Source organism: Gemmatimonadota bacterium (assembly GCA_026387915.1).
Lineage (GTDB): Bacteria > Gemmatimonadota > Gemmatimonadetes > Gemmatimonadales > Gemmatimonadaceae > Fen-1231.
The window spans coordinates 189,883-212,937 of record JAPLKS010000009.1 but is presented as its reverse complement, the minus strand read 5'-3'; the positions used below and the strand labels follow the sequence as shown (position 1 = coordinate 212,937).

Here is a 23,055-nt window from a genome sequence, read left to right as displayed (position 1 = left end):
ACAGGAAGAGAGCAAAACCATCGTGGAAGAAATGAGCGAGTCACCCGCCCCATTGGAGCACGTCGCTGACGCCGGTGGGGAAGCGGATGCGCCTATTGTACGACGCATTCGGCGGCGCGGCCAGTCGTCGAGATTAGCGACGGCTGTTGCCTCGGCACGCGAGGGGCGCGAGGTTCTGCAGGCGACTCGCCTCGGATATTTCCACTCAGTAGGAGCACGCGATGCACTCGTTTCCGTTCCCGAAATCCATGACCGCCCCTGCGAGAGCACTCGTGCTGTTGGTGGCTATTGTCGCGGCTGGCACGAAGGCGAATGCCCAACCGCGTCCCCGTGTCACCGACGAAGTACGGCCATTCATTGCCGTGGACGCGCCGATGGTTGCCCTCACACATGTGCGGCTGATTGACGGGACGGGGGCCGCGATGAGCAACGACCAAACGATCGTCATCGACGGCACGCGCATCATCGCGGTTGGCCCCAGCACGACGACCGTGATTCCGGCGCAGGCGCAGATCCTCGATCGCCGTGGCTTCACGGTAGTGCCGGGCTTCGTCGGGCTGCACGAACACACGTATTTCGGCGGGGTACAGCGCCTCACCCAGATGAGCACGAGTGCGCCGCTGCTCTATTTGGCCTTCGGCGTAACGACCGCGATGACGGCGGGAAGTCAGTTGCCCTATCATGAACTCAGCATGCAGCGCGCGATAGATGCGGGGCGCACGCCTGGCCCGCGGCTCCTCATCGCAGGACCGTACCTCGACGGGCCGGACGCGCGGAATCCCATGACGCGCGCCCTCACATCCGACCTCGAGGCACAGCGCGTGGTCGGTTACTGGGCCGATGAGGGCGTCACGTGGGTAAAAGTGATGGGCAATATTTCGCGCGCCCGCATGGGAGCGGTCATCCGCGCCGCGCACGCGCGCGGTGTGCGCGTCACGGGGCACCTGTGTTCGGTGTCGTTTGCTGAGGCCGCCGAGCTGGGCATTGATGCGCTCCAGCACGGGTTTATTACGGCGAGCGAGTATGTGCCCGGCAAAAAAGAAGACGAATGCCCACCGGACAATATGCGCGTGCAAAGCAATGTCGATGTGGGAAGTGAGCCCGTGCAAGCGTCGATCCGCGCGCTCGCCCGTCGGGGCACGCCCGTGGTGTCCACCCTTGGCGTCTACGAGACCTTTGCGCCGTCACGATTTGTGATGGATACCGCTGCGCTCGCGATGCTCGCGCCGGACACGCGTCGCGAAGTGGAAGAGGCGAATGCGCGGTTGGGAAGCGCCGGCGGCTTGACCGTATCATCGCTGCTCCTCCAACGCATGATGCGTTGGGAACGCGACTTTGTGGCGGCGGGAGGTTTGCTCGGTGCTGGCTGCGACCCGTGGGGCACAGGCTACCTCCCGGGCTTTGGCGATGTTCGCAACTTCGAAATGTTTCGAGAGGCCGGCTTCAGCCCAGAGACGGCCATTCAGATTATGACCTACAACGGCGCCCGCATTCTCGGAATGGAGCGTGAGGTCGGTGCCGTGACGGTCGGGCGACAGGCCGATCTCGTGCTCGTGCGCGGGAATCCTGCTCTCTCGGCGCGCGACCTCTATCAGGTGGAGTTGGTGTTCCGTGCCGGCGTGGGATACGACTCCCAAAAACTTCGCGCGGCAGCGCGCGGACTCGTGGGGCTTCGGTAGCTCCCCCAACGTGCGGCCGCACGCCGCGTGGGCGACATCAGGGCACGAGCCACGGATTCGAGAACGCCGGATTGGTGAGGAAGGTGGAATCGGTCAGTGACCGCAGGAACGCAATCAGATCGGTGCGCTCCGCTGGGGACAGTGGGAATCCGCCCACAAGTGGGCTTTTGAATGGATTCGTGCTCCCGACGCCAGTGTGCGCGCCGACCGTGATCGTACGCCCGCCCGCCGCGTAGTGTGTAATCGCATCGTCGAGCGTGGCAACCGAACCGTCGTGCATGTACGGATACGTCACGTCGATATTGCGCAACGAGGGCACCTTGAATCGTCCCATATCTGACGGCAGGTGGGTCGTAGCGAAGAGTCCGGTGTTCGGCGATGGATATGTGCCAGCTCCGTCAATGTTGTAGAGCCCCGTGTTGAAGAACGACGGGTCGCCCAGCGTCGAGCCAACCCCACGAGCGGCGTTCGAGAACAGCGGCCCCGCATGACATTCTGAGCAGCGCAGTCGCGCACTAAAAAAGAGCGTCGAGCCGCGCTGTGCCGGCACCGACAGCGCGCTGGCGTCTCCCGCCACGAACCGGTCGTAGGGCGAGTTACCCGAGAAGAACGTCCGCTCAAACGACGCGATCGCGCGGGTGATGTTGTCCACGGTCACTGGATCGGACTCCGCAGGAAACGCAGCAGCGAATTGCGTCACGTAGAGCGGCACGCTGCGCAGGCGCTCAATCAGAACTGTTTCTTGTCCATGCAGCCCCATCTCGACCGGTGACTCGCCGAACATCGGAATCAACGCCTGCGCTTCGAGCCGCCGTGTCGTCAGGTCTGACCAACCGAGCACGGCCTGGTACATGACGTTGGCGAGCGCCATGCTGTTACGCGGATGCACGATGCCGGTCGACCCCAAGGGCAGATTGCGCGCATCCGCAAACGCCTTGGATTGGCGGTGGCACGACGAGCACGCCATCGACTGATTGCCGGAGAGCCGCGTATCGTAGAACAGGCGCCGGCCGAGCGCGACGCGCGCCTCCGACATCGGGTTGTCGGGCGGGATCAGTGGCGACGGAAACGACGTGGGTACCTCCCATCCCGAGCCACCGGTGGATCGCCGGGGCGAGCTGAAGAGGTCCGAGCAACTCACCGCGGTGAATGAGAGCATGAGAATCACCGTCCACGAGGCCGCGCCGATGCGCGAGCCACGTGAGGCCAGGTCAACTCTTGTGCGCGGATGCCGTGTCAGACCTGACAGCTCGGTTTCCGCTCTACGCAACGTCAAGCGCGCCATATGGGCCATATGGGATGAATGTGCTCGCGTATGCACAATATGCAACTCTGCGGAAAGGCGGAATTGCGGAGGAATTCTCTCCCTTCTTGACGTCAGGGTGATGTTCTCGTAATGTGTTGCTCTGATGTTACGGAGAAAAACATTTCCGTTCGTACGCTACCGACTACCGGAGGCCTGATGCATCTGCCCAAACGCCCCTACGCGAGCCGCTTGTTCGCTCGGGCGGCTCTCGCACTGCTCGCACTGTTCACCGTCGCGGGTTCAGCATCGGCGCAAGCCGGCGCGATGACCGGCGCCGTGGCCGGCACGATCCTCGATGCAGCGACCAAGCGACCGCTCAGCGCGGTCAAGCTGCAAATCGTCGGAGAACAGTACGGCGTCGGGAGTACCGACGAACGCGGTCGCTTTATGATCCGCGGTATTGCGCCGGGGCAGCGTGTGATGCGCGCGACCCGAATCGGCATGAATCCGATTTCGCAAACGTTGGCGATCCGCGCGGGCGACACAACGCGCGTGGATTTCCAAATGAGCGAGAGTGCGGTTGAACTGTCGCAGGTCGTGGTGACCGGCACCGGTGGTGCGGTCGAAAAACGGCAAGTCGGCGCCTCCATCGGAACGGTCGATGCGGCGGCGATGACCGACCAGATGGCAGTCAATGACGTCGGTCGTCTCCTCTCCGCTAAGGTCACTGGCCTTCGCGCGACGACGGTTGGCGGCGGTGTCGGCTCCGGCCAGGACATCCGCATTCGCGGCACCGCGTCGCTGTCGCTGAGTCAGCGTCCGGCGGTGTATATCGACGGTGTGCGCTCGGACACGCGCGCAACAGAATGGTTCGGCGGCGGCGCATGCTGCTCCTTCGGCGGCGGCGCTTCCACCGACCGACTCGGCGATCTCAACCCCAATGACATCGATCGCATCGAAATCCTGAAGGGCGCCGCGGCGGCGACTCTCTACGGATCTGAGGCGACCAATGGCGTCATCCAGATTTTCACGAAGCGCGGCCGCACGGGCGAACGTCCCACGGAATGGAACCTCAGCTTGGGAACCGGGTTCGGCGAACTGCGGCATAATATGCCGACGACGACCTTCCCACAGTTCGTCGGTACCGATGGCACGCGCGCGCTCGATGCGAATCAATCGCTGATCAAGAAGGGCCCGTACGAGGCATTGGATCTCAGTGCGTCGGGCGGCACGGTGCGCAGCACCTACTTCTCGTCCTTGCAGTTTTCCAAAGAAGTCGGCTCGATCCAGCCCAACGACCAGACGAAAGCCTCGCTGCGTCTCAACCTGTCGTTCACGCCGAACGACAAGTGGACCATCGAAACCAAGTCGGCCTACACCCGCAACCTGATCAATGAGATCCAGGCGGGTAACAACTGGACGGCCCTCCTCGGCAACGCCATCAATGGCAACCCGAGAACGGCCACTGCATCGCGCCCGTACGGCGAGGCGTGGGTGCCGGTGAAAGACATTGAGACGATGACCACGCAGTCCGACGTCGATCGCTGGTCGGGTAGCTTCACGGTCAGCCACGCGACGATGGTCGGCATGACCAATCGCGTCACGGTCGGCCTCGACGCGACCAACGATCACAAGAATCGTTTCTTCCCGTATGTCGGCGCCTTTGGACCGGCCGGCGTCACGAACGGCCAGAAGAATCTCGGCATTCGTAACTACAAGTCGTACACCGTCGACTACCTCGGCCAGTACACGTCCAAGCTGCCCTTTGGTATCGAGTCCAACCTGTCGTGGGGCAGTCAGGCCTTCTGGGACATCGAAAGCTTGCTGATTTCCGTCGGCAACACCTTCGCGGGTCCCGGTGTGAACTCGATCAGCTCTGCGGCGACGACCCAGGCGTCCGAGTCGTACACGGAGACCGTGAACATCGGCTTCCTCGCGCAGGATCGTTTTTCGTGGCGCGACCAGTTGTTCGTGACGCTCGGGCTGCGCATGGACGGCAACAGCGCCTTCGGCAAGAACTACGGCTACAAGAAGTATCCCAAGATGGACGTCTCGTACGACATGACCAGGGGCGGCTATCTCCCGACGTGGATCAGTTCGGCCCGCGTTCGTAGCGCCATCGGTCAGGCCGGCAAGATGCCGGGGCCGTTCGATTCGTTCACGAGCTATGCCTCAACGCCGGTCTTTACCTCCGGCATCGGCATTGTGCCGCTGAACCCGGGCAACGCGGATCTGCGTCCCGAGCGTTCCACCGAGACGGAGTTCGGGTTCGAGATGGGCTTCCTGCAGGATCGCATCGGCCTCGAAGCCACCGTGTACTCACAGGTGACGAGCGATGCCATCGTCCCCAAGTCCTTTCCGCCCTCGGCCGGCTTCACGACCGCGAGAAGCATCAACATCGGCGAAGTGCAGAACCATGGCTGGGAGGCGGCGGTTAACTATCGTGTCTACGCCACCGGCAAGGCCGAATGGACCACCGGTGTCAAGCTCGACGGAAACAAGAACAAGATTACGAACCTCGGTGGCGTAAAGCTCGGCAACAATAGCTTCCGTCTGAACTATCCGATTGGCGGCGTCTGGGATCGCGTCCCGACCGGATACTCTGTCGTAAGCACTGGCACGAGCCCGCTCGACAGTAAGCCGTGCCCGAGCTATGGCTGCCCGACCACCACACGCGGCGACACGGCGATCTATCTCGGGCCAGGACTCCCGACGTTCAACGCATCGTGGTCGAACCAAGTGCGGTATGGGGCGTTCACCTTCTCCATGCTGATGTCCATTGAAGACGGGGCGATTTTCAGCAACGGCGATCGCGCCTATCGTATTCGTCAGGGCGGGTCCGACGAATACTTGGGCGCCCTCGGCGCCGGCGGCACGAGAACCCTCAAGGCTGACTCCATCGCCCAGTGGGCGAGCATTCTGAACTATTACGACAGCCGGAATAGCGTGCGCCTGCGCGAGCTCTCCATGGCGTGGTCGGTGCCGGAGGCCTTCTCCACACGGCTCGGACTCGGCACGTCCACGATCACCTTGACGGGTCAGAACGTCTGGTGGTGGGATCACTGCAACTGCACCGATCCCAATACGAACTGGGCGGGTGCGAGTTCATTCGGGTTCGCGGGCGGCTTCCTCATGCAGCCCTCGCCCCGCTTGTTCCGTATGCAAATCAAGACGCGTTTCTAAATCCGCCCCACTCATCTCAACGAGAATAGACATGAGAATCCAGAACAAACGGGCCGGCGTCGGACGCGTAGCGCGTCATGCGATGATGCTGGCTGTGCTGGTCGTCGCTCCGGCCTGTAAGGGAATCCTAGATGTCCCAAATCCACAGGCGTTCGGCAACGATGCGCTCAATAACTCGGTGATCCTCAAGACCGTCACCGACGGCTCCGAAGGGTTGTTGCACCAGGCGCTTGATGACTACATCGTCGCCACGGAGTTGCTCGCCGATAATATGACGTCCACCTCCACGTGGATCGACTGGGAGGACATTGCGTTCGGACGTCTTCGCCACGACTGGGCGACCGCTGGCACTTTTTCGGGCACACAGGATCAACTCTTGCGCGCGCGCTTCGCCGCGCAGAGCGCAGCCGAACGTGTGCAACTGGTGCTAGGCACCGCGGCAAGCTCGAGTGCGCTTCGCGCACAGGTGCTCGCCGTAGATGCGATCGCCGACTTGCTGCTCGGAATGGGGTATTGCGAATCTCCGCTAGCGTCAGGGACGGCGCGTGCGCCCGACTCCGAAGTCTTCAAGCAGGCGGTCACCAAGTTCACCGCAGCGATCGCGGCGGCGCAGGCCATCAGTGGAGACGCGGCCGCCCGCACCAAATGGACGGCCGTCGGGTACGCCGGTCGCGCGCGCGCCAACTTGCTCGCCGGCAACTTCGCGGCGGCCGGAAGCGATGCGGCTCAAGTGCCAGCTGGATTTGTGTACAGCGCGATCTATGCGGAAGGCGCGGCGTCCACGCAGAGCTGGACTGGCAATCAGTTCAATCAGAACCGCAACCGCTCCGGCGGTCTGCGTGAGATGTATCAATCGCGTGTGCACGTGATCGATTCGACCTCGTCGTACGAGGCCTACCTCCGTGACTGGTCAGACCCCACGCGGGATGACCCGCGCATGGCGGTGATGCGTACGGCGAACCAACTCGGCGTGAATAACCGCATCCCGTACTATGGCATTACCAAGTACGCGAGCCGGTCCGCCCCGATTCGGATGTTCTCGAGTGTTGAGGCCATCCTGATTCAGGCGGAAGTGGCGATGCGTGCCTCGGACTTCACCACCGAAGCCAACCTCCTCAACGGTCTTCGCGCCCGGACCGGCGTTGCGCTCCCGCCGATGGCCGTGCCGGCTTCCGCTGCCGCTGGGCAAGCGGCGCTGCTCAACGAGCGGATGGCCGAACTGTTCGTGGAAGGGCATCGTTTGCAGGATCTCGACCGCTTCAATCTCACGGGCGCTCTCCTGGGCCCTGGGCGTGCGACCAAACTCCCGCTTTCGCGCACGGAAATTCTCGCGAATCCCAGCATGAAAGACGGCGGTGGGAGCTGCCCGAGGATTTCCTGATCCTTCGGCTTCATTGACGGTACGGGGCAGGCCGAGCGGTTCGGCCTGCCCCGTTCCTCTTTTCACACATAAAGAGGGGTGCTCCGCATGGGTGTTTGGCATCACCAGTTGATTGGTCCCGTAGTACCGGTAAGCCGGCGTGCGTTTGTGGCCGCGTGCGGCTCCGCGGGGCTCACGGCGCTCGTAGCCGCGTGTCGTGGTGGGAGTGGCGACATCACCCTGCCGGCCGGCAAAGGCACGGTCAGCGGGCAGGTGACGGACCTGCAAGGCAATCCCCAAGCGAACCTCGGCGCGCTCACCTTGATGTACGGCAGCGGGCACCACGTCGGCATGCGCGCCACGGCAGATGCGAATGGCCGCTTTTCATTCCCCGCGCTCTCTGCGGGGCGGTATCAAGTGCGCTTCGATGCGCCAGGGCTGGCGGCGATCCCGGATCCGTTCGAGAATCCCGTGCGATTCACCGTGACGGCAGGAACGGATACCTTCGTCCCCGTGAAGGTGCAACGAGGGAACTACACGCAAAATCTCGTCGAGATCTATATCGGCGACGGGTTCTTCCAAGAACAACCAGACGGAAAAGAAAACGGCGAAGTGGTCGTGAAAGTCGGCACGAATATTTGCTGGTACAACGTCGACGAGAAGGTACATACCGTCACCGGCGGCCCCTGGGGGGACACCGGCGACATGATCGAATCCGAAGCGTATTTCTGGACAGCAACCACGCCGGGGACGTTTGCATACCGGTGTAAGTACCACCAGCCACAGGAGCAAGGTGTGCTCCGAGTTTTACCGTGAGCGGACTCGCCCACGCGCAGCACGCGTCTTCACCATCAATACAGAGCGTCTGATGACTCGAAGTCTCGCCCACAACCGACGCGCGGCCAGTTGGGCGCACATCGGATTGGCACTGATCGCGGCGCTCCCAGCCCTGCTAGGCGCGCAGCAGACCATCGATCGGTGGCTCGTGCTGGGTCCGTCCCCAGTCGTCGCACCCTTCGGCGCGCGGAGCGATTCCGCCTTGCTCGACGCGACACGCCCCAACTTCTCCACGGCCTGGCCGGCCGCAGGAAACAGCTGGTCCTCGCCTCGTGGACCCGCGCTCTCGTGGGCGCCGGCAACGGGGACCGTCGGGGCAGGCGAGGGGCTGTTCGCCGCCGCCTACGTCAGCGTTGATCGGTGGACACGCATTGCATACACACTCACCGGTGGCGACGAATCATCTCGCCGACTCTGGATTGACGGTCGTCGCGCCGTCGGCGGCACCGCGAATCTCGCCACGGGAAAACACTTCGTACTCGTGCAGCGAATCGGTGCGGCCGCGACTGCCGCGCAGCCGCTGACCCTCACCATGACGCCAGCCGTGCAGGGGGGGGCGCTTTCCGTCAGCCTCGATCCACGGCACGCGCCAACCTTTCGTGAACTGCACAATGTCGTCGCGGTCGCCGACGTGCGCCTCGACGATGACGCGCGCTACGTCGCCGTCGTGTCGCGTTGGCAGGATGCCGAAGCGGACCGGGCCGCGAGCGCAATGGAAATTCGCGAGGTCAGCAACGGCCACCTGTTAGGCGAAGTCCGCAGTGGCAGTCCGCGCGATCCCGTCTGGTCGAAGCAAGGCCGACGCCTCGCCTTCCTCGTGGACGGTGATCGCGCCGACGCGGGTGGTGTGGACATCATGGCGTGGGATCCGGCCACCGGTGTCACAAAGCGCCTGCTGCGTGCTGAACCCGCACGTTCACTGGTGGGTTGGTCGGCAGACGGCGAGTGGCTGTACTACATCGGCACCGCCGCACCGGTGCAGCCCGACATGCCGAAGCCGGGTGAGGCACGACGCCTCACGGAAGTGTGGCAGCGCATGGACGACTCACCGCTCAAGCCGCATCTATTCGCCGTCAACGTGCGTCAAGGCACGCGCTTTACCGTGGTTGGCGATTCGTCGTTTGGCGTGTCAGGCGCCACGCTCTCGCCAGACGGGCGGCTGATTGCGTACGCGAGAAATGCGTACAGTAATGTGGAGCGCCCGTGGTTACACGCTGAAGTCTGGACGGTGGACGTTGCGACGCTCGTTGCGACGCGCGTACTCGACTTGACGAAAGAATCGTTCAGCGCGCCCGCAGCCATCGCGTGGTCTCCAGATTCCCGCGCCATCGCGTTCTGCGCCAGCACGAAAGAACTGCTGCGCACGGAGTCGCCCACCTTCTCGGTGTACGAAAGCGCACTCTTTGCCACGCGGCTCGATCGGCCGGCCCTTGTACATCTCAGCGACGCGTTCGTCCCCAACGTCGGGGGCGGGCTTGGCTGTTCACGCCTTCACTGGAACGCCAAGGATGGGCGTATCTATGTGCCCGTCGATGCCGGCGCGCGCACCGTGCCCGCGCGTACGCGCCGGGCGGTCACCTCAGCGCTCGAATCCACCACGCTCGAAGTCATGGCGGTGCCGGGTGATGTGGTGACTGGCGCTGACGTCGCCGCCGGCACCATGGTCCTGGCAATTGAAAATCCGTCATCCCCCGCGTCGGTCCACCGCATGGATCTCGCGACCGGCACGACGTCCGCGCTCGCGCAACCCAATGCGAATGCACTCGACGGCCTCGACATGCCCGCCGCAAAGAACTGGAGCTTCAAGAACACGCGTGGCGAGGATATTGAATCGTGGTACTGGCTCCCGCCAGGATTCGATTCCACCCGGACGTACCCGATGATCGTGCATTACTACGGCGGCACGCTGCCGATGAAAAAGAACTTCGAAGAACGCTTGATCTGGTTCGCCGCCAATGGATACGTGGTGCTCTTCATGAATCCAGCGGGCACGCCGGGCTACGGACAAAAGTTCGCGGACTATCACATCAATGACTGGGGTTTTCCCGCAGCCACGGACATCATCGAAGGCACCGAGCGATTCACCGCGACACACCGATATGTCGACGCGCAGCGCGTCGGGAACTTCGGCCATTCGTACGGTGGCTTCATGACCATGCACGTGCTGACGCGAACAAAAATCTTCCGGACCGGCATCGCGATTGCCGGCATCAGCAACATCGCGAATTATTGGGGTGCAGGCGCGTCAGGGTATAGCTACACCGATGGAACCTGTCCCGGCTGCTACCCCTGGAACCGCAAAGACGTGTATGTCGATCGCTCCCCGTTGTTTCAGGCCGACAAAATCACGGCGCCGATGCTCCTCATACACGGAACCGACGACTCCAACGTCGTCCCCACCGAATCAGAACAATTGTTCACGGCACTCCGAATGCTCGGACGCGAGGTCGAACTCGTGCGCGTGAAAGGTGAAAATCACGGAATCAACTCGCGCCCGAGCGTCGAATACCTGCGGGACGCAATGTTGCTCGAGTGGTTTGATAAACAACTCAAGGGGCAGCCAGAAGCGTGGGCGGCGCGATGGGCGCCCGCTCCCAAACGCTAATGATCGCCGTCCGTTTGCACACGTCTCCTGTCTGTTCACCATCTTCTTGGCACCACATCATGAACTCGGCGATTCGTTTTCGTCATGCCATACGGCAGCTCTCCTTCGCGCTCATCGCTGTTGTCGTCGCCGGTCCGCTCCGCGCACAAGTCGGGTCTACCGACTATGCGCGCGCGGAGTCGATGCTCGGGTGGAATGCCGCCGAGTTGGTGATAGATGACGCGGTCGTGCCGCACTGGACCGCCGTCGATCGCTTTTGGTACCGCAACCGCGGCATCAAAGGATATGAGTTTCTCGTCGTCGAGACCGCGACCGGTGCCAAACGGCCGCTCTTTGACAACGCACGTATCGCGGCCGAGCTCTCGCTGCGTGCAGACACTGCGCTGGATCCCACGAAGCTGCCGTTCCGCGATTTGTCGCTCTCGCCCGATGCGCGGTCCGTGCAGGTTGAGCTGTCCAAGCGAAAGTTCTGGACCTGTGACATCGTGGCCTACAAGTGCAGCGGCCCCGATTCCATTCCGTGGCGCCGCGTGAGCGAAGTCCGGTCGCCCGACGGAAAATGGGTGGCCTACCAACGCGCCGGTAATCTTTTCGTGCGCGCGGTCGGTGGCGGGGAGGAGACGGCGCTTACCACTGACGGCACCGAAGATTTCGGCTATGCCATCGCCAATGTGGGCTGTTGCCAACAAGTCACGAACGTTCGTCAGAAAACGGAACTGCGGCCCTACGTGCTCTGGTCGCCGGATTCCAAGCGACTCGTCACACATAAGTGGGATCAGCGCAACGTCCGACTGATGCATCTGCTTGAGGTGAAGTCTCCCGCCGCCGTGCTCCATAGCTACCGGTACGCATTGCCCGGCGATTCGGTCGTGCCAACATTCGAGTATCACATCTTCGACGTGGAGCGCCGCACCAACGTGCGCGTGAACACGCCACCAATCGACGCTGTCAATACCTCCTGCTGCTGGCTGAGTACCGATTCCGTGTGGAAGGATGTGCGATGGGGGGCAGGGGGGAGTGAACTCTTCTTTACCGTCGGAAAACGCGGCTTCCACGAACTGTCGCTCTTGTCGGCCGATGTTCGCACGGGCGCGGTGCGCACGGTACTCGCCGAGCGCGGAAAGACGTTCGTCGAAACAAACCAAAACTCCGGCGGTGTTCCGAACTGGCGCCCCATTGCGACCAATCGTGAGATCGTATGGTGGTCGGAGCGTGACGGGTGGGGTCACCTCTATCTCGTAGACGCGGCCACCGGAGCGATCAAAAATCGGATCACCAGCGGCGACTGGATGGTCAGCGATCTGCTCTGGATTGATGAAGCACAACGGTACGCGTACTTCACCGCCCGCGGTCGCGAGGCCGGGCGTGATCCGCTGCTCCGAATGCTGTACCGCGCACATCTCGACGGCTCAGGCGTAGAACTGCTCACGCCCGAGAACGCGGATCACGCGATTTCGCTCGCCCCAGACGGCAAGTCGCTCCTCGACGTGTATTCGCGTCCCGATTCCACCCCCGTATCGGTTCTGAGGCTCCCCACCGGCGCTGTCATCAAAGAGTTGCAGCGCGCCGACATCAGCCGTCTCGCCGCCACAGGCTGGACCATGCCCACTCCGTTTCGCGCCAAGGCACGGGACGGCCAAACTGAACTGCTCGGCTTGCTCTTTCGTCCATCGAAGATCGTGGCGGGACGGAAGTATCCCGTCATCGATTACATCTACCCCGGCCCGCAGATCGGCTCCACGGGTGGGCGGCAGTTCACGGTGCAGCCGGGTGGCGAGGCGCGTGCGCTCGCTGAACTCGGCTTCTATGTGGTGCAGGTTGACGCGATGGGTACGCCCGGGCGCTCCAAGGCCTTCCACGATGCCTATTATGGCAACATGGGGGACAACGGCATCCCCGATCAAATCGCGACCATCAAGCAACTCGCGGCGCGGTATCCGGAAATGGACCTCGACCACGTCGGCATCTTCGGTCACTCCGGCGGCGGGTTCTCGTCGACGGACGCGCTGCTCACCTATCCGGAGTTCTTTAAAGTCGCCGTGTCGAGCGCCGGCAACCACGATCAGCGGAGTTACGATTTTACGTGGGGCGAAAAATATCAGGGGCTGCTCAAGAAATTGTCGGATTCCACCGACTCCTTCGACTCGCAGTCCAATTGGCGCAAAGCGAAGAATCTCCGAGGGAAACTGCTCCTCGCCTACGGCACCCTCGATGACAACGTGCATCCCGTGGCCACCCAACTGGTGATCGATGAGCTCATCAAGGCCAATAAGGACTTTGATCTGTTGGTCATGCCGAACCGCAATCACGGATTCGCGGCGGAGCCCTACATGATTCGCAGAACGTGGGACTACTTCCTCCGGAACCTCGCCGGCGCTGTGCCGCCGGAGGGATACGTGATCAAGCCTCGCACCCCGTAAGTGGGGGACTCCGTCGGCGCGTGCGTGGCACGAGAGTATCGCGCGCGCCGACGGTTGACCCACGCCGCACTACCTACTAACATTCGCACTCGGTTCGCGGGGCGTAGCGTAGCCCGGTATCGCGCCTGCTTTGGGAGCAGGAGGTCGCCGGTTCGAATCCGGCCGCCCCGACTGACGCGAGACTGAGATTGGACGAAGGTGTGGTGACTCGTTTCCGACTAGGCGCCAGTAGCTCAGTTGGATAGAGCGGGAGCCTTCTAAGCTCCAGGTCGGGGGTTCGATTCCTCCCTGGCGCGCCTTGCGGTTCCGCGGTTGTAAATGTTCGAATGCGCGCCCTTAGCTCAACTGGCAGAGCAAGTGACTCTTAATCACTAGGTTGTAGGTTCGATTCCTACAGGGCGCATTGCGAAAATGCGCATGCCGCAACGATCGCCCCGACACCTCAAGTGTCGGGGCGATTTTGTTTGTAGTCCCCTCCGAATGAGCTACAGCCCACGAGCGGCAATAGGGCAAAGTGTCCCGCTCTTGACACCTTGTCCTACCGAAAGGACCGCAGTCGGGGCCAAATGTCCTAGTCAACGACACGGCGCAAGGGTGCTTCCCAATGAAACCAAGTCGTTCGTAGTTTGCGAAACTCTGGCACATGCCTTGCTGAAGTAACCAGAGAGTTTGGCCGATAATAGTTGGGATCGCCGAGATCCTCCCCCGCCTGTTTCTGGAGCACCGCACCCTGTGAGCCGCGTCGATATCTCCACCTCCAGATTCCAGATGGGCCGTGTGTTCAATCACGGTCCCGATGTGACGCGACTGGCGGTGCTCGCGGCTCTCGCGCTCGTTGTCTTGCAGGCGGCCTCGCTTTGGATGGTACGCGAGAGCTATTGGGCCTCCGCGAATCAATCCGAGATCGTCCGGCAAGTGCGTGAAATCGAAGCGTGGAGTCGCGTGCGCGTCGATGCGCTGGCACGGTACGTCGTGAGTGCAGACGAGGGGAAGCCGGCCATCGACAGTGCGAACCTGGGGCTGGCCGCGGAGCAGGATACACTCGCGATGCTGGCCGTGAGTGTACCGGAAATCCGCATCCGCCTTCGGGAACTGAAGTCCGCGTTCGGAGCCTACGAGCGGCATATTGTATCGCCCTCACTTGTTGGGCAGAGCGTGGTGGATACCGACGGGCGCTATGCCGCGGCGGTTCAGCACGCGCTGGATGAGGTAATGCACGAAGCGGAGCTGTCAGAAACGCACGACTTCGAGCGCTACCGGGCTGGCGCGATCCTGTTTGGCCTCGGGTCGTTGCTCCCGATCGGTATACTGCTCTTGCTCATGCGCCGGCTCGGCGTGCTCTCCGACAAGCAGGGCGAGCAAGTGTTGACGCAGCAAGCGTCGCTTGAACGTTCGGCGGGCGCGCGCCTAGAGCACGACCACGAAAAATCACGACTCGAGTCGATGCTTTCGCGCACTGCCGCGGAGCGCGACGTGTTCCGCAAGCAGTCGTCGGAGCACCAGATGCAGGCGGTCCGTGAGCGCGTGCTCTACGAGACGGCGGCAGCGGATTCCCCAGCGGCCATCGGCCTGTTCGACGCACGGCTCTGCTGCGTACGAGCGAACCCCGCGTTTGCCGCCTACTATGGCGTGATGTCTGCGGATCCGATCGGCCGTTCGGTCGAAGAATTGTTGCCGATGATCGGCGCCGAGCTGGCGCCGGCATTACGAAAGAAAGTGGAAGCGCCACTCTTTGGTGAAGCGATCGACCCGCGCCGCGGTTTTACGGTGCCGCTCGAGTTCAACGGTCGCCTGCACGAAGCGCGCTGCCATGTGTTGTTGAGCGAAGTCGGCGAACTGCGTGAGATTACCGTGGTGGTCGTGGAGAAGCACGCCAGCGTCGCCGCGCGCCGAGAGGGCGCTGACGGGCGTGCGGTCGGTGCAACCGGTGCGCCCGAGCCTCAGGCCGCGATCGCGATGATGCGCGCCCACGAGGCGTTTACCGTGGTGCGTGGCGGCATCGAGTTCCTCGAGGAAGAACCGGCTCGTCTTGCCCAGGGTTTGTAGGCGGTTACTGGTCGCGAAGATGCGTGCGGCTGGGGCTTGCATTCCAGTGCGCAACTAGGTAAGCTGAGATCCCCGCACGAAACTCCTCAGGATGTGCGGTGGTCACTCGCAGAAAGAGTAGTGCTGCGAGCGGGTCAGGGGCGAAAAAACTTTCGAAGAACAACTCGAAAAGCCCTTGACAGCCAGGTAACACTGGTGTATTCTTGGGGGCTGGCGCGGAAAGCGCCTCGATGTAGAGCTTTTTGAAAATTGAATGTGAGATCAAAAGGATGTGCGAGGCGATCTCTATGACCCGTGTCCTTTCAGGGGCACGGCGAGAGGTTAGACCTGAAAAATTTATTGTGATTCCGAATACCGCTGTCACGTTAGTGATAGCGTGACAGTGTTTGTTCGGAGAGCTAATCAAATCTTTGAATCATTGGAGAGTTTGATCCTGGCTCAGGACGAACGCTGGCGGCGTGCTTAACACATGCAAGTCACGGGGGCCCGTAGCAATACGGGCAACCGGCGAACGGGTGCGTAACACGTGAGCAATCTGCCGATCTCTGGGGGATAGCCGGCCCAACGGCCGGGTAATACCGCATACGATCATCGAGGGGATTCCCTTGGTGATGAAACCTCCGGGGGAGATCGAGGAGCTCGCGACCTATCAGCTAGTTGGCGGGGTAACGGCCCACCAAGGCATCGACGGGTAGCTGGTCTGAGAGGATGGCCAGCCACATTGGGACTGCGACACGGCCCAGACTCCTACGGGAGGCAGCAGTGGGGAATATTGCGCAATGGACGAAAGTCTGACGCAGCGACGCCGCGTGAGGGATGAAGCTTTTCGGAGTGTAAACCTCTGTTGCCCGGGACGAACATCCTCTTTCGAGAGGACTGACGGTACCGGGTGAGGAAGCACCGGCTAACTCTGTGCCAGCAGCCGCGGTAATACAGAGGGTGCGAGCGTTGTCCGGAATCACTGGGCGTAAAGGGCGCGTAGGTGGCTGGGTAAGCGTGCGGTGAAAGTTCGGGGCTCAACCCCGAATCGGCCGTGCGGACTGCCTAGCTCGAGCATAGTAGAGGCAGGTGGAATTCCGGGTGTAGCGGTGGAATGCGTAGAGATCCGGAAGAACACCGGTGGCGAAGGCGGCCTGCTGGGCTATTGCTGACACTGAGGCGCGACAGCGTGGGGAGCAAACAGGATTAGATACCCTGGTAGTCCACGCCGTAAACGATGGGCGCTAGGTGTGGGAGGTGTCGACTCCTCCCGTGCCGAAGCTAACGCATTAAGCGCCCCGCCTGGGGAGTACGGCCGCAAGGCTGAAACTCAAAGGAATTGACGGGGGCCCGCACAAGCGGTGGAGCATGTGGTTTAATTCGACGCAACGCGAAGAACCTTACCTGGGCTTGACATGCTGGAGAAAGCTCGCAGAAACGTGAGCCCCTCTTCGGAGCTCCAGCACAGATGCTGCATGGCTGTCGTCAGCTCGTGTCGTGAGCTGTCGGGTTAAGTCCCGCAACGAGCGCAACCCTCACCTCCAGTTACCAGCGGGTTATGCCGGGGACTCTGGAGGGACTGCCGGTGCCAAACCGGAGGAAGGTGGGGACGACGTCAAGTCATCATGGCTCTTACGTCCAGGGCTACACACGTGCTACAATGGCACGGACAGAGGGTCGCCAACTCGCGAGAGTGAGCCAATCCCCAAACCGTGCCTCAGTTCGGATTGTAGTCTGCAACTCGACTACATGAAGCTGGAATCGCTAGTAATCGTGGATCAGCTACGCCACGGTGAATACGTTCCCGGGCCTTGTACACACCGCCCGTCACGCCATGGAAGCTGTGAGCGCCCGAAGTCAGTGTCGGAACCCGCAAGGGACCAAGCTGCCTAAGGCGAGCGCAGTGACTGGGGCGAAGTCGTAACAAGGTAGCCGTAGGGGAACCTGCGGCTGGATCACCTCCTTAACGGAGCTGCGAGTAGGCCCATTGGTGGTAACACCGGTGCGGCACGAAAGCGCTACCGATTTTGTCGCTCGCCTCGTACATCCGATCTCACATTCAATTTTTTATAGCAGGCTGGCGGCCGCTCCCGAGTGGAGAGGCTGCGCAGGACTCAGCTATTTGACAACGGATGTGGGTAGTGATCGTGGGATAACGAATCACACAGTGACGCAATTTTGATCAGCAGTACCGATTAGATTGTTCACTCGTTGTAGATCGCGCGTGCTCTGCTTGAACCATTGTGGTCAAGCGAGCGAAAGCAAGTGGAGGATGCCTGGGCACACGAAGGCGACGAAGGCCGTGGTAAGCTGCGATAAGCTTGGGGGAGCGGCACACACGCTATGATCCCAAGATGGCCGAATGGGGCAACCCGGCCAGGAGCGATCCTGGTCACTCCGCAAGGAGAGCTAACCGAGGGAACTGAAACATCTAAGTACCTCGAGGAAAGAGAAATCAACCGAGATGCCCAAAGTAGCGGCGAGCGAACTGGGTAGAGCCCAAACCGAGGTCCTTGTGGCCGCGGGGTTGTAGGACCCACAGACGCGTAGCGAGAAGCCAGTCGAAGTCCCCTGGAACGGGGCGCCATAGACGGTGATAGCCCGGTAGGCGAAAGCGATGGACGCTGCGTAGTGGAGTTCCTGAGTAACGCCCGACTCGAGTAATCGGGCGTGAAGCTGGGGGGACCACCCTCCAAGGCTAAAGACTCTCGTGTGACCGATAGTGAACGAGTACCGTGAGGGAAAGGTGAAAAGCACCCCTGTGCGGGGAGTGAAATAGATCCTGAAACCACTTGCTTACAAGCGGTAGGAGGTTGGGCGTCACTTCGGTGGCGTCACGACTGACTGCGTGCCTTTTGCATTATGATCCGGCGAGTTACTACTCAGCAGCGAGGCTAAGCTGGTATCCAGCGGAGCCATAGCGAAAGCGAGTCCTGAAACGAGGGCGCGAAGTTGCTGGGTGTACGACCCGAAGCCAGGGCGATCTACCCATGAGCAGGGTGAAGCTGCGGTAACACGCAGTGGAGGCCCGAACCGGTGTGGGTTGAAAACCGCTCGGATGACTTGTGGGTAGGGGTGAAAGGCCAATCAAGCCTGGAGATAGCTGGTTCTCCCCGAAATCTATTGAGGTAGAGCCTCGAGGCGTGTATACAGGAGGTAGAGCGACTGGATGGGCGCGGGCCGGCGTAGCTGGTACCAAACTCAACCAAACTCCGAATACCTGATATATGGACCTCGGGAGGCAGTCGCTGAGCGATAATGTCCAGCGGCGAGAGGGAAAGAACCCAGAGCCACAGCTAAGGCCCCGAAGTGGCCGCTGAGTATAGCGAAGGATGTGTTCGTGCCGTGACAACTAGGAGGTTGGCTTAGAAGCAGCCATTCCTTTAAAGAGTGCGTAATAGCTCACTAGTCCAGCGTGAATGCGCCGAGAATGGTCGGGATTAAGCGGCCCGCCGAAGCTTGGCCTTCTGACTTTGTCAGAGGGGTAGGGGAGCGTTCTGCACTGCAACGAAGCGGCGGTGGAAACCAGCCGTGGAGCGTGTAGAAGTGAGGATGCCGGAATGAGTACGCGCAAATGCGGGTGAAAACCCCGCACACCGTAAGCCCAAGGATTCCTGCGCCATGGCAATCAGCGCAGGGTGAGGCGGACCCTAAGACGAGGCCCCAGAGGCGTAGTCGATGGACAGCCGGTAAATATTCCGGCCCCGTCTGCAATGTGTTAACAACTGCTAAGGGACCCAGAAACGAAATGCATGCGGCTTTGTGGATGGCCGTTCAAGGGTGTAGAGCAATCGAGACCTGAGTACGAGAGTGCGGGGCAACCCAAACTCAAGATGCGTGGAGTCGGCTGGCAAGAAAAGCTTAGTCAGGGAATGTTGCAGACGTCCGTACCGTAAACCGACACAGGTGGGCAAGGCGAGTAGCCTAAGGTGAACGAGTGAAACCGGGTCAAGGAACTCGGCATAATGATCCCGTAACTTCGGAAGAAGGGATGCCGTAGAGGGTGTAGCGTACAGCGAAGCTCTCTATGGTCGCAGATAATCGGCCCAAGCGACTGTTTAGCAAAAACACAGGTGTGTGCCAAGCCGCACAAGGCGCCGTATACACACTGACTCCTGCCCGGTGCCGGAAGGTTAAGGGGAGATGTTAGCCGCAAGGCGAAGCATTGAGCCGAAGCCCCGGTAAACGGCGGCCGTAACTATAACGGTCCTAAGGTAGCGAAATTCCTTGTCGGGTAAGTTCCGACCTGCACGAATGGAGTAACGACTTGGGCACTGTCTCGACCCGGTGCTCGGCGAAATTGCAGTCTCGGTGAGGATTCCGAGTCCCCGCGACAGGACAAAAAGACCCCATGCACCTTTACTGCAGCTTGCCATTGGACGTCGCACGTGACTGTGTAGCATAGGTGGGAGCCGTTGAGCCCCAGGCGCTAGCTTGGGGGGAGGCAACAGTGAAATACCACCCTGGCTCGTGTAACGTCCTCACCACGTACTAGCAAACCTAGGCTGGGACCGTGGCAGGTGGGCAGTTTGACTGGGGCGGTCGCCTCCGAAAGAGTAACGGAGGCGCGCGCAAGGTTCCCTCAGCGCGGTCGGTACTCGCGCTTTAGAGTGTAACGGCATAAGGGAGCCTGACGGTGAGACCGACGGGTCGAGCCGCCACGAAAGTGGGCCGTAGTGATCCGGTAGCCCGGTGTGGATCGGCTATCGCGCAACGGATAAAAGGTACGCTGGGGATAACAGGCTTATCGCGCCCGAGAGTTCACATCGACGGCGCGGTTTGGCACCTCGATGTCGGCTTATCACATCCTGGGGCTGGAGAAGGTCCCAAGGGTCCGGCTGTTCGCCGGTTAAAGTGGTACATGAGCTGGGTTCAGAACGTCGTGAGACAGTTCGGTCTGTATCCGTCGTGGGCGTTGGAAGATTGAGGGGCGCGGACTCTAGTACGAGAGGACCGAGTCGGACAGTCCGCTCGTGTCCCGGCTGCACCGCCAGGTGCACCGCCGGGTAGCGATGACTGGCACAGATAACCGCTGAAAGCATCTAAGTGGGAAGCTGTCCCCAAGATGAATCTTCCCTGGGAGCTTGACTCCCCTAAAGGGCCGTGGGAGACCACCACGTCGATAGGCCACACGTGGAAGGCGAGTAATCGCTTCCGAGCGCAGTGGTCCTAATCGCCCGTGCGGCTTGACTACTCCCCCTGTTTTTACAGGGGTGAATCACCAACCGCAGAGCATTCGCACGATCTCAAGTCCTGCCCTCCCGGGCAGGCACATGGATTCGAAACATCCTATGATCACTACCCATACTCCGCTGTCAGTTTGACAACGTTTTTACACAAAACGCTGGCGACTAGAGCGTAGGGGCCACACCCGTTCCCATTCCGAACACGGTCGTTAAGCCCTACAGCGCCGATGGTACTCCGATCGAGAGATCGCGGGAGAGTAGGCCGTCGCCGGCACCTCTTGAAGGCCCCAGCCCTTACCGGCTGGGGCCTTCTTTTTTTCCCACCACTCTGTTCCCATTTCGATCCGCACCACCTCAGCACCACCTCCGCTACTGCTCTGCTCGACCGGCCCGTTCCTACGCCGGCCTCCCAATCGTCCTTATTCGATGACTACGCGCGCGGGAATCGTCACTGTTGCCGGCCGGCCGAATGCCGGTAAATCGACGCTGCTCAACCGACTCGTCGGCACGCAGCTCGCCATTACCAGCCCAAAGCCCCAGTCCACGCGCGATCGCATCGTTGGCATCCTCTCCGACGACACCACGCAGATCGTCCTGCACGACACGCCAGGGCTCCTCCAGCCGGAGTACGCCCTCCATAAAGCCATGCAGGCGTCCGCGCTCCAGGCGCTCCAAGACGCCGACATCATTGTGCATGTGGTGGACGCGGGCAGTAAAATCGAATCACTCGCCGAGGCAGCCGGCTTTCCGCCTCATCGAACGCCAAAGGCGCCGGTGATTCTCGCTCTGAACAAAACCGACTCGCTCTCCAAGGGAAATCGCGCCGGGCTCGAGGCCGATTACCCGAGCGCCGAGTTCATCTCCGCGCTCACGGGCGACGGGATCCCAGACCTTCTCAGTCGTATCCGCGCGATGCTGCCGGTGCACCCGTTCTTCTACGACGCCGAAGATCTGAGCACCCAGCAAACCCGCTTCTTTGCCGCGGAGTTCATTCGCGAAACTGCGCTCGAGCAGCTCTCTGATGAAGTGCCGTACAGCATCGCGTGCGAAATTGAAGAGTTTCGGGAAACGCGCACGCCGGTATACATTCGAGCGGTTCTGCACGTAGAACGCGACAGTCAGAAGCGCATTCTGATTGGGTCGGGTGGGGCGCGTGTGAAATCGATCGGCAAGGAAGCTCGGCGCAAGATCGAGCAGCTCATTGGCGGTCAGGTCTACTTGGATCTCTGGGTGAAGGTGCTCCCGAACTGGCGACGCGATCACGCGGCGCTCCGGCGTTTGGGATACAAAGTTCCCGAAGGAGAATGACATGGCGCTTGCCTCGCCGTTGCTCGCGATTCTCGTCTGCCCCAAATGCAAAGGACCACTCGCGTATCGAGAAGCCGACTCGGCGCTCGACTGCCTGGCCTGTGCGTTGCGGTATCCGGTGCGCGACGACATCCCCGTGATGTTGATCGATGAGGCCAAGCCGCTCGCGTAGCATGTGCCGCTTGCTGCGCGCGCTCCTGGTGTGCGGCGGATTCGCTGCGCTCGGCGGCGCGCGCTCGGCGTTGGCGCAGGACGTCACCAAAGAAGGGGCGGCGTTCTTAGTGATGCCGGTGGGCGCTCGGGCTGTGGGCGTCGGGCAATCGGTGGTTGCCTCGGAGATTGGCGGCACGGGGATCTGGTGGAATCCGGCGTCCATCGCGCGGATACGACGTCCCGAACTCACGCTCGACTATTCGCAGACGTCGCTCGGGGTGCAGGGGATTGCGATCGCTGGCGTGTATCCGGCCGGCCTCGTGGGTGTGGTGGCGGTTGGCGCCTATCTCCTTGACCTCGGCGAACAAGAAGCGACCGATCTCTACGGCACGATTGGTACGATTCTCCCGCGCGACCTCGTGCTTGGCGCGTCGTATGCGGCCACGATTGGGCGCCGAGTGTCGGTAGGCGTTACCTATAAACTTGTGCAACAGCGCACCGACTGCACCGGGTCGTGCGGTAATCTGCCGCTCTACGTGGCGTCGACCAACGGCGTGGATGCGGGGCTGCAGGTGGCCGTGGATTCGGCGCGCCGGTTGGTGCTTGGCGCAGCGCTGCGCAACGTGGGGTTCAACCTGCAGGTGAACGACGTTCCGCAGGCGGATCCGCTTCCATTGCGGCTACACCTCGGGGCGCGTTATCTGGTGCCGTGGGTGGAGCGCCGAGTGCAGGGGGCCACGTTGGCTACGGTGGCGGAAGTGATGACGCACCCGGCCGACCGGAAAGTGCAGGTGCGAGCTGGAGGGGAATTCGCGTTGCAGAATAAATATTATCTGCGGGCGGGCTACGCGATGGGAAGTGGCGAACTAAGTGGTGCCTCGGTGGGGGTGGGGATTCGTCGCGCGGGGCTGGCGATGGATTTTGCTCAGTCCTTTGGCGACGGCACCACCGATCGACAGCGCTCGCCGACTTACCTGACACTGCGGTTCGGATTCTGATGTCCACGTTCACGCGCAGATCGGGCTGGTCGGGGGCGATCAGGTGCCTCGCGTT

Annotated in this window: 11 protein-coding genes, 3 tRNA genes and 3 rRNA genes; 16 read left to right on the top strand and 1 reads right to left on the bottom strand. The window is 61.5% G+C overall.

Annotated elements, in window-relative coordinates:
• Positions 1 to 221 precede the first annotated feature (221 nt).
• Complete coding sequence (locus NTZ43_05115; GenBank protein ID MCX5766587.1) at positions 222 to 1,679, top strand: amidohydrolase family protein; 1,458 nt, start codon at positions 222 to 224, stop codon at positions 1,677 to 1,679.
• Positions 1,680 to 1,716: 37 nt separating this feature from the next.
• Here the strand turns inward: NTZ43_05115 and NTZ43_05110 are convergent, their stop codons facing one another.
• Positions 1,717 to 2,838, bottom strand: a complete 1,122-nt coding sequence (locus NTZ43_05110) for a di-heme enzyme (protein ID MCX5766586.1) — start codon at positions 2,836 to 2,838, stop codon at positions 1,717 to 1,719.
• Positions 2,839 to 3,141: 303 nt separating this feature from the next.
• On the opposite strand from NTZ43_05110, the gene NTZ43_05105 reads away from it, so the two are divergent.
• From NTZ43_05105 to NTZ43_05035, 15 genes are all read left to right on the top strand, one after another.
• Positions 3,142 to 6,108 carry a TonB-dependent receptor gene (locus tag NTZ43_05105; protein ID MCX5766585.1) on the top strand — a complete coding sequence of 989 codons (2,967 nt, stop codon included), beginning with the start codon at positions 3,142 to 3,144 and terminating at the stop codon, positions 6,106 to 6,108.
• Between the two features lie 31 nt (positions 6,109 to 6,139).
• Entirely contained in the window at positions 6,140 to 7,489 is a 1,350-nt protein-coding gene (locus NTZ43_05100; protein MCX5766584.1) for a RagB/SusD family nutrient uptake outer membrane protein, read from the top strand.
• A gap of 87 nt (positions 7,490 to 7,576) precedes the next feature.
• Positions 7,577 to 8,284, top strand: a complete 708-nt coding sequence (locus NTZ43_05095) for a carboxypeptidase regulatory-like domain-containing protein (protein ID MCX5766583.1) — start codon at positions 7,577 to 7,579, stop codon at positions 8,282 to 8,284.
• Between the two features lie 52 nt (positions 8,285 to 8,336).
• A complete protein-coding gene (locus NTZ43_05090) occupies positions 8,337 to 10,910 on the top strand; it encodes a prolyl oligopeptidase family serine peptidase (protein ID MCX5766582.1) in 2,574 nt (857 codons plus the stop codon).
• Between the two features lie 59 nt (positions 10,911 to 10,969).
• Positions 10,970 to 13,330 (top strand): DPP IV N-terminal domain-containing protein, encoded by a 2,361-nt coding sequence (locus NTZ43_05085; protein ID MCX5766581.1) that lies wholly within the window; start codon positions 10,970 to 10,972, stop codon positions 13,328 to 13,330.
• Positions 13,331 to 13,427: 97 nt separating this feature from the next.
• Positions 13,428 to 13,501 (top strand) — tRNA-Pro (locus tag NTZ43_05080).
• Between the two features lie 51 nt (positions 13,502 to 13,552).
• Positions 13,553 to 13,626 (top strand) — tRNA-Arg (locus NTZ43_05075).
• Between the two features lie 34 nt (positions 13,627 to 13,660).
• Positions 13,661 to 13,733: transfer RNA gene (locus NTZ43_05070), tRNA-Lys, on the top strand.
• Between the two features lie 329 nt (positions 13,734 to 14,062).
• Positions 14,063 to 15,376: a PAS domain-containing protein gene (locus NTZ43_05065; protein ID MCX5766580.1), complete on the top strand. Its 1,314-nt coding sequence runs from the start codon at positions 14,063 to 14,065 to the stop codon at positions 15,374 to 15,376.
• A gap of 415 nt (positions 15,377 to 15,791) precedes the next feature.
• Positions 15,792 to 17,321 (top strand): 16S ribosomal RNA (locus NTZ43_05060).
• Positions 17,322 to 17,600: 279 nt separating this feature from the next.
• Positions 17,601 to 20,549, top strand: a 23S ribosomal RNA gene (locus NTZ43_05055).
• A 149-nt stretch (positions 20,550 to 20,698) separates the two neighbouring features.
• A 5S ribosomal RNA gene (gene rrf / locus NTZ43_05050) occupies positions 20,699 to 20,815 on the top strand.
• The 16S, 23S and 5S rRNA genes sit together here, the layout of an rRNA operon.
• Before the next feature lie 152 nt (positions 20,816 to 20,967).
• Positions 20,968 to 21,849 carry a GTPase Era gene (gene era / locus NTZ43_05045; GenBank protein ID MCX5766579.1) on the top strand — a complete coding sequence of 294 codons (882 nt, stop codon included), beginning with the start codon at positions 20,968 to 20,970 and terminating at the stop codon, positions 21,847 to 21,849.
• Position 21,850: 1 nt separating this feature from the next.
• On the top strand, positions 21,851 to 22,021 hold the full coding sequence (locus tag NTZ43_05040; GenBank protein MCX5766578.1) for a Trm112 family protein: 171 nt from the start codon (positions 21,851 to 21,853) through the stop codon (positions 22,019 to 22,021).
• Position 22,022: 1 nt separating this feature from the next.
• Positions 22,023 to 23,000, top strand: coding sequence for a PorV/PorQ family protein (locus NTZ43_05035; protein ID MCX5766577.1), 978 nt, complete (start codon positions 22,023 to 22,025; stop codon positions 22,998 to 23,000).
• The last annotated feature ends 55 nt before the right edge of the window (positions 23,001 to 23,055 follow it).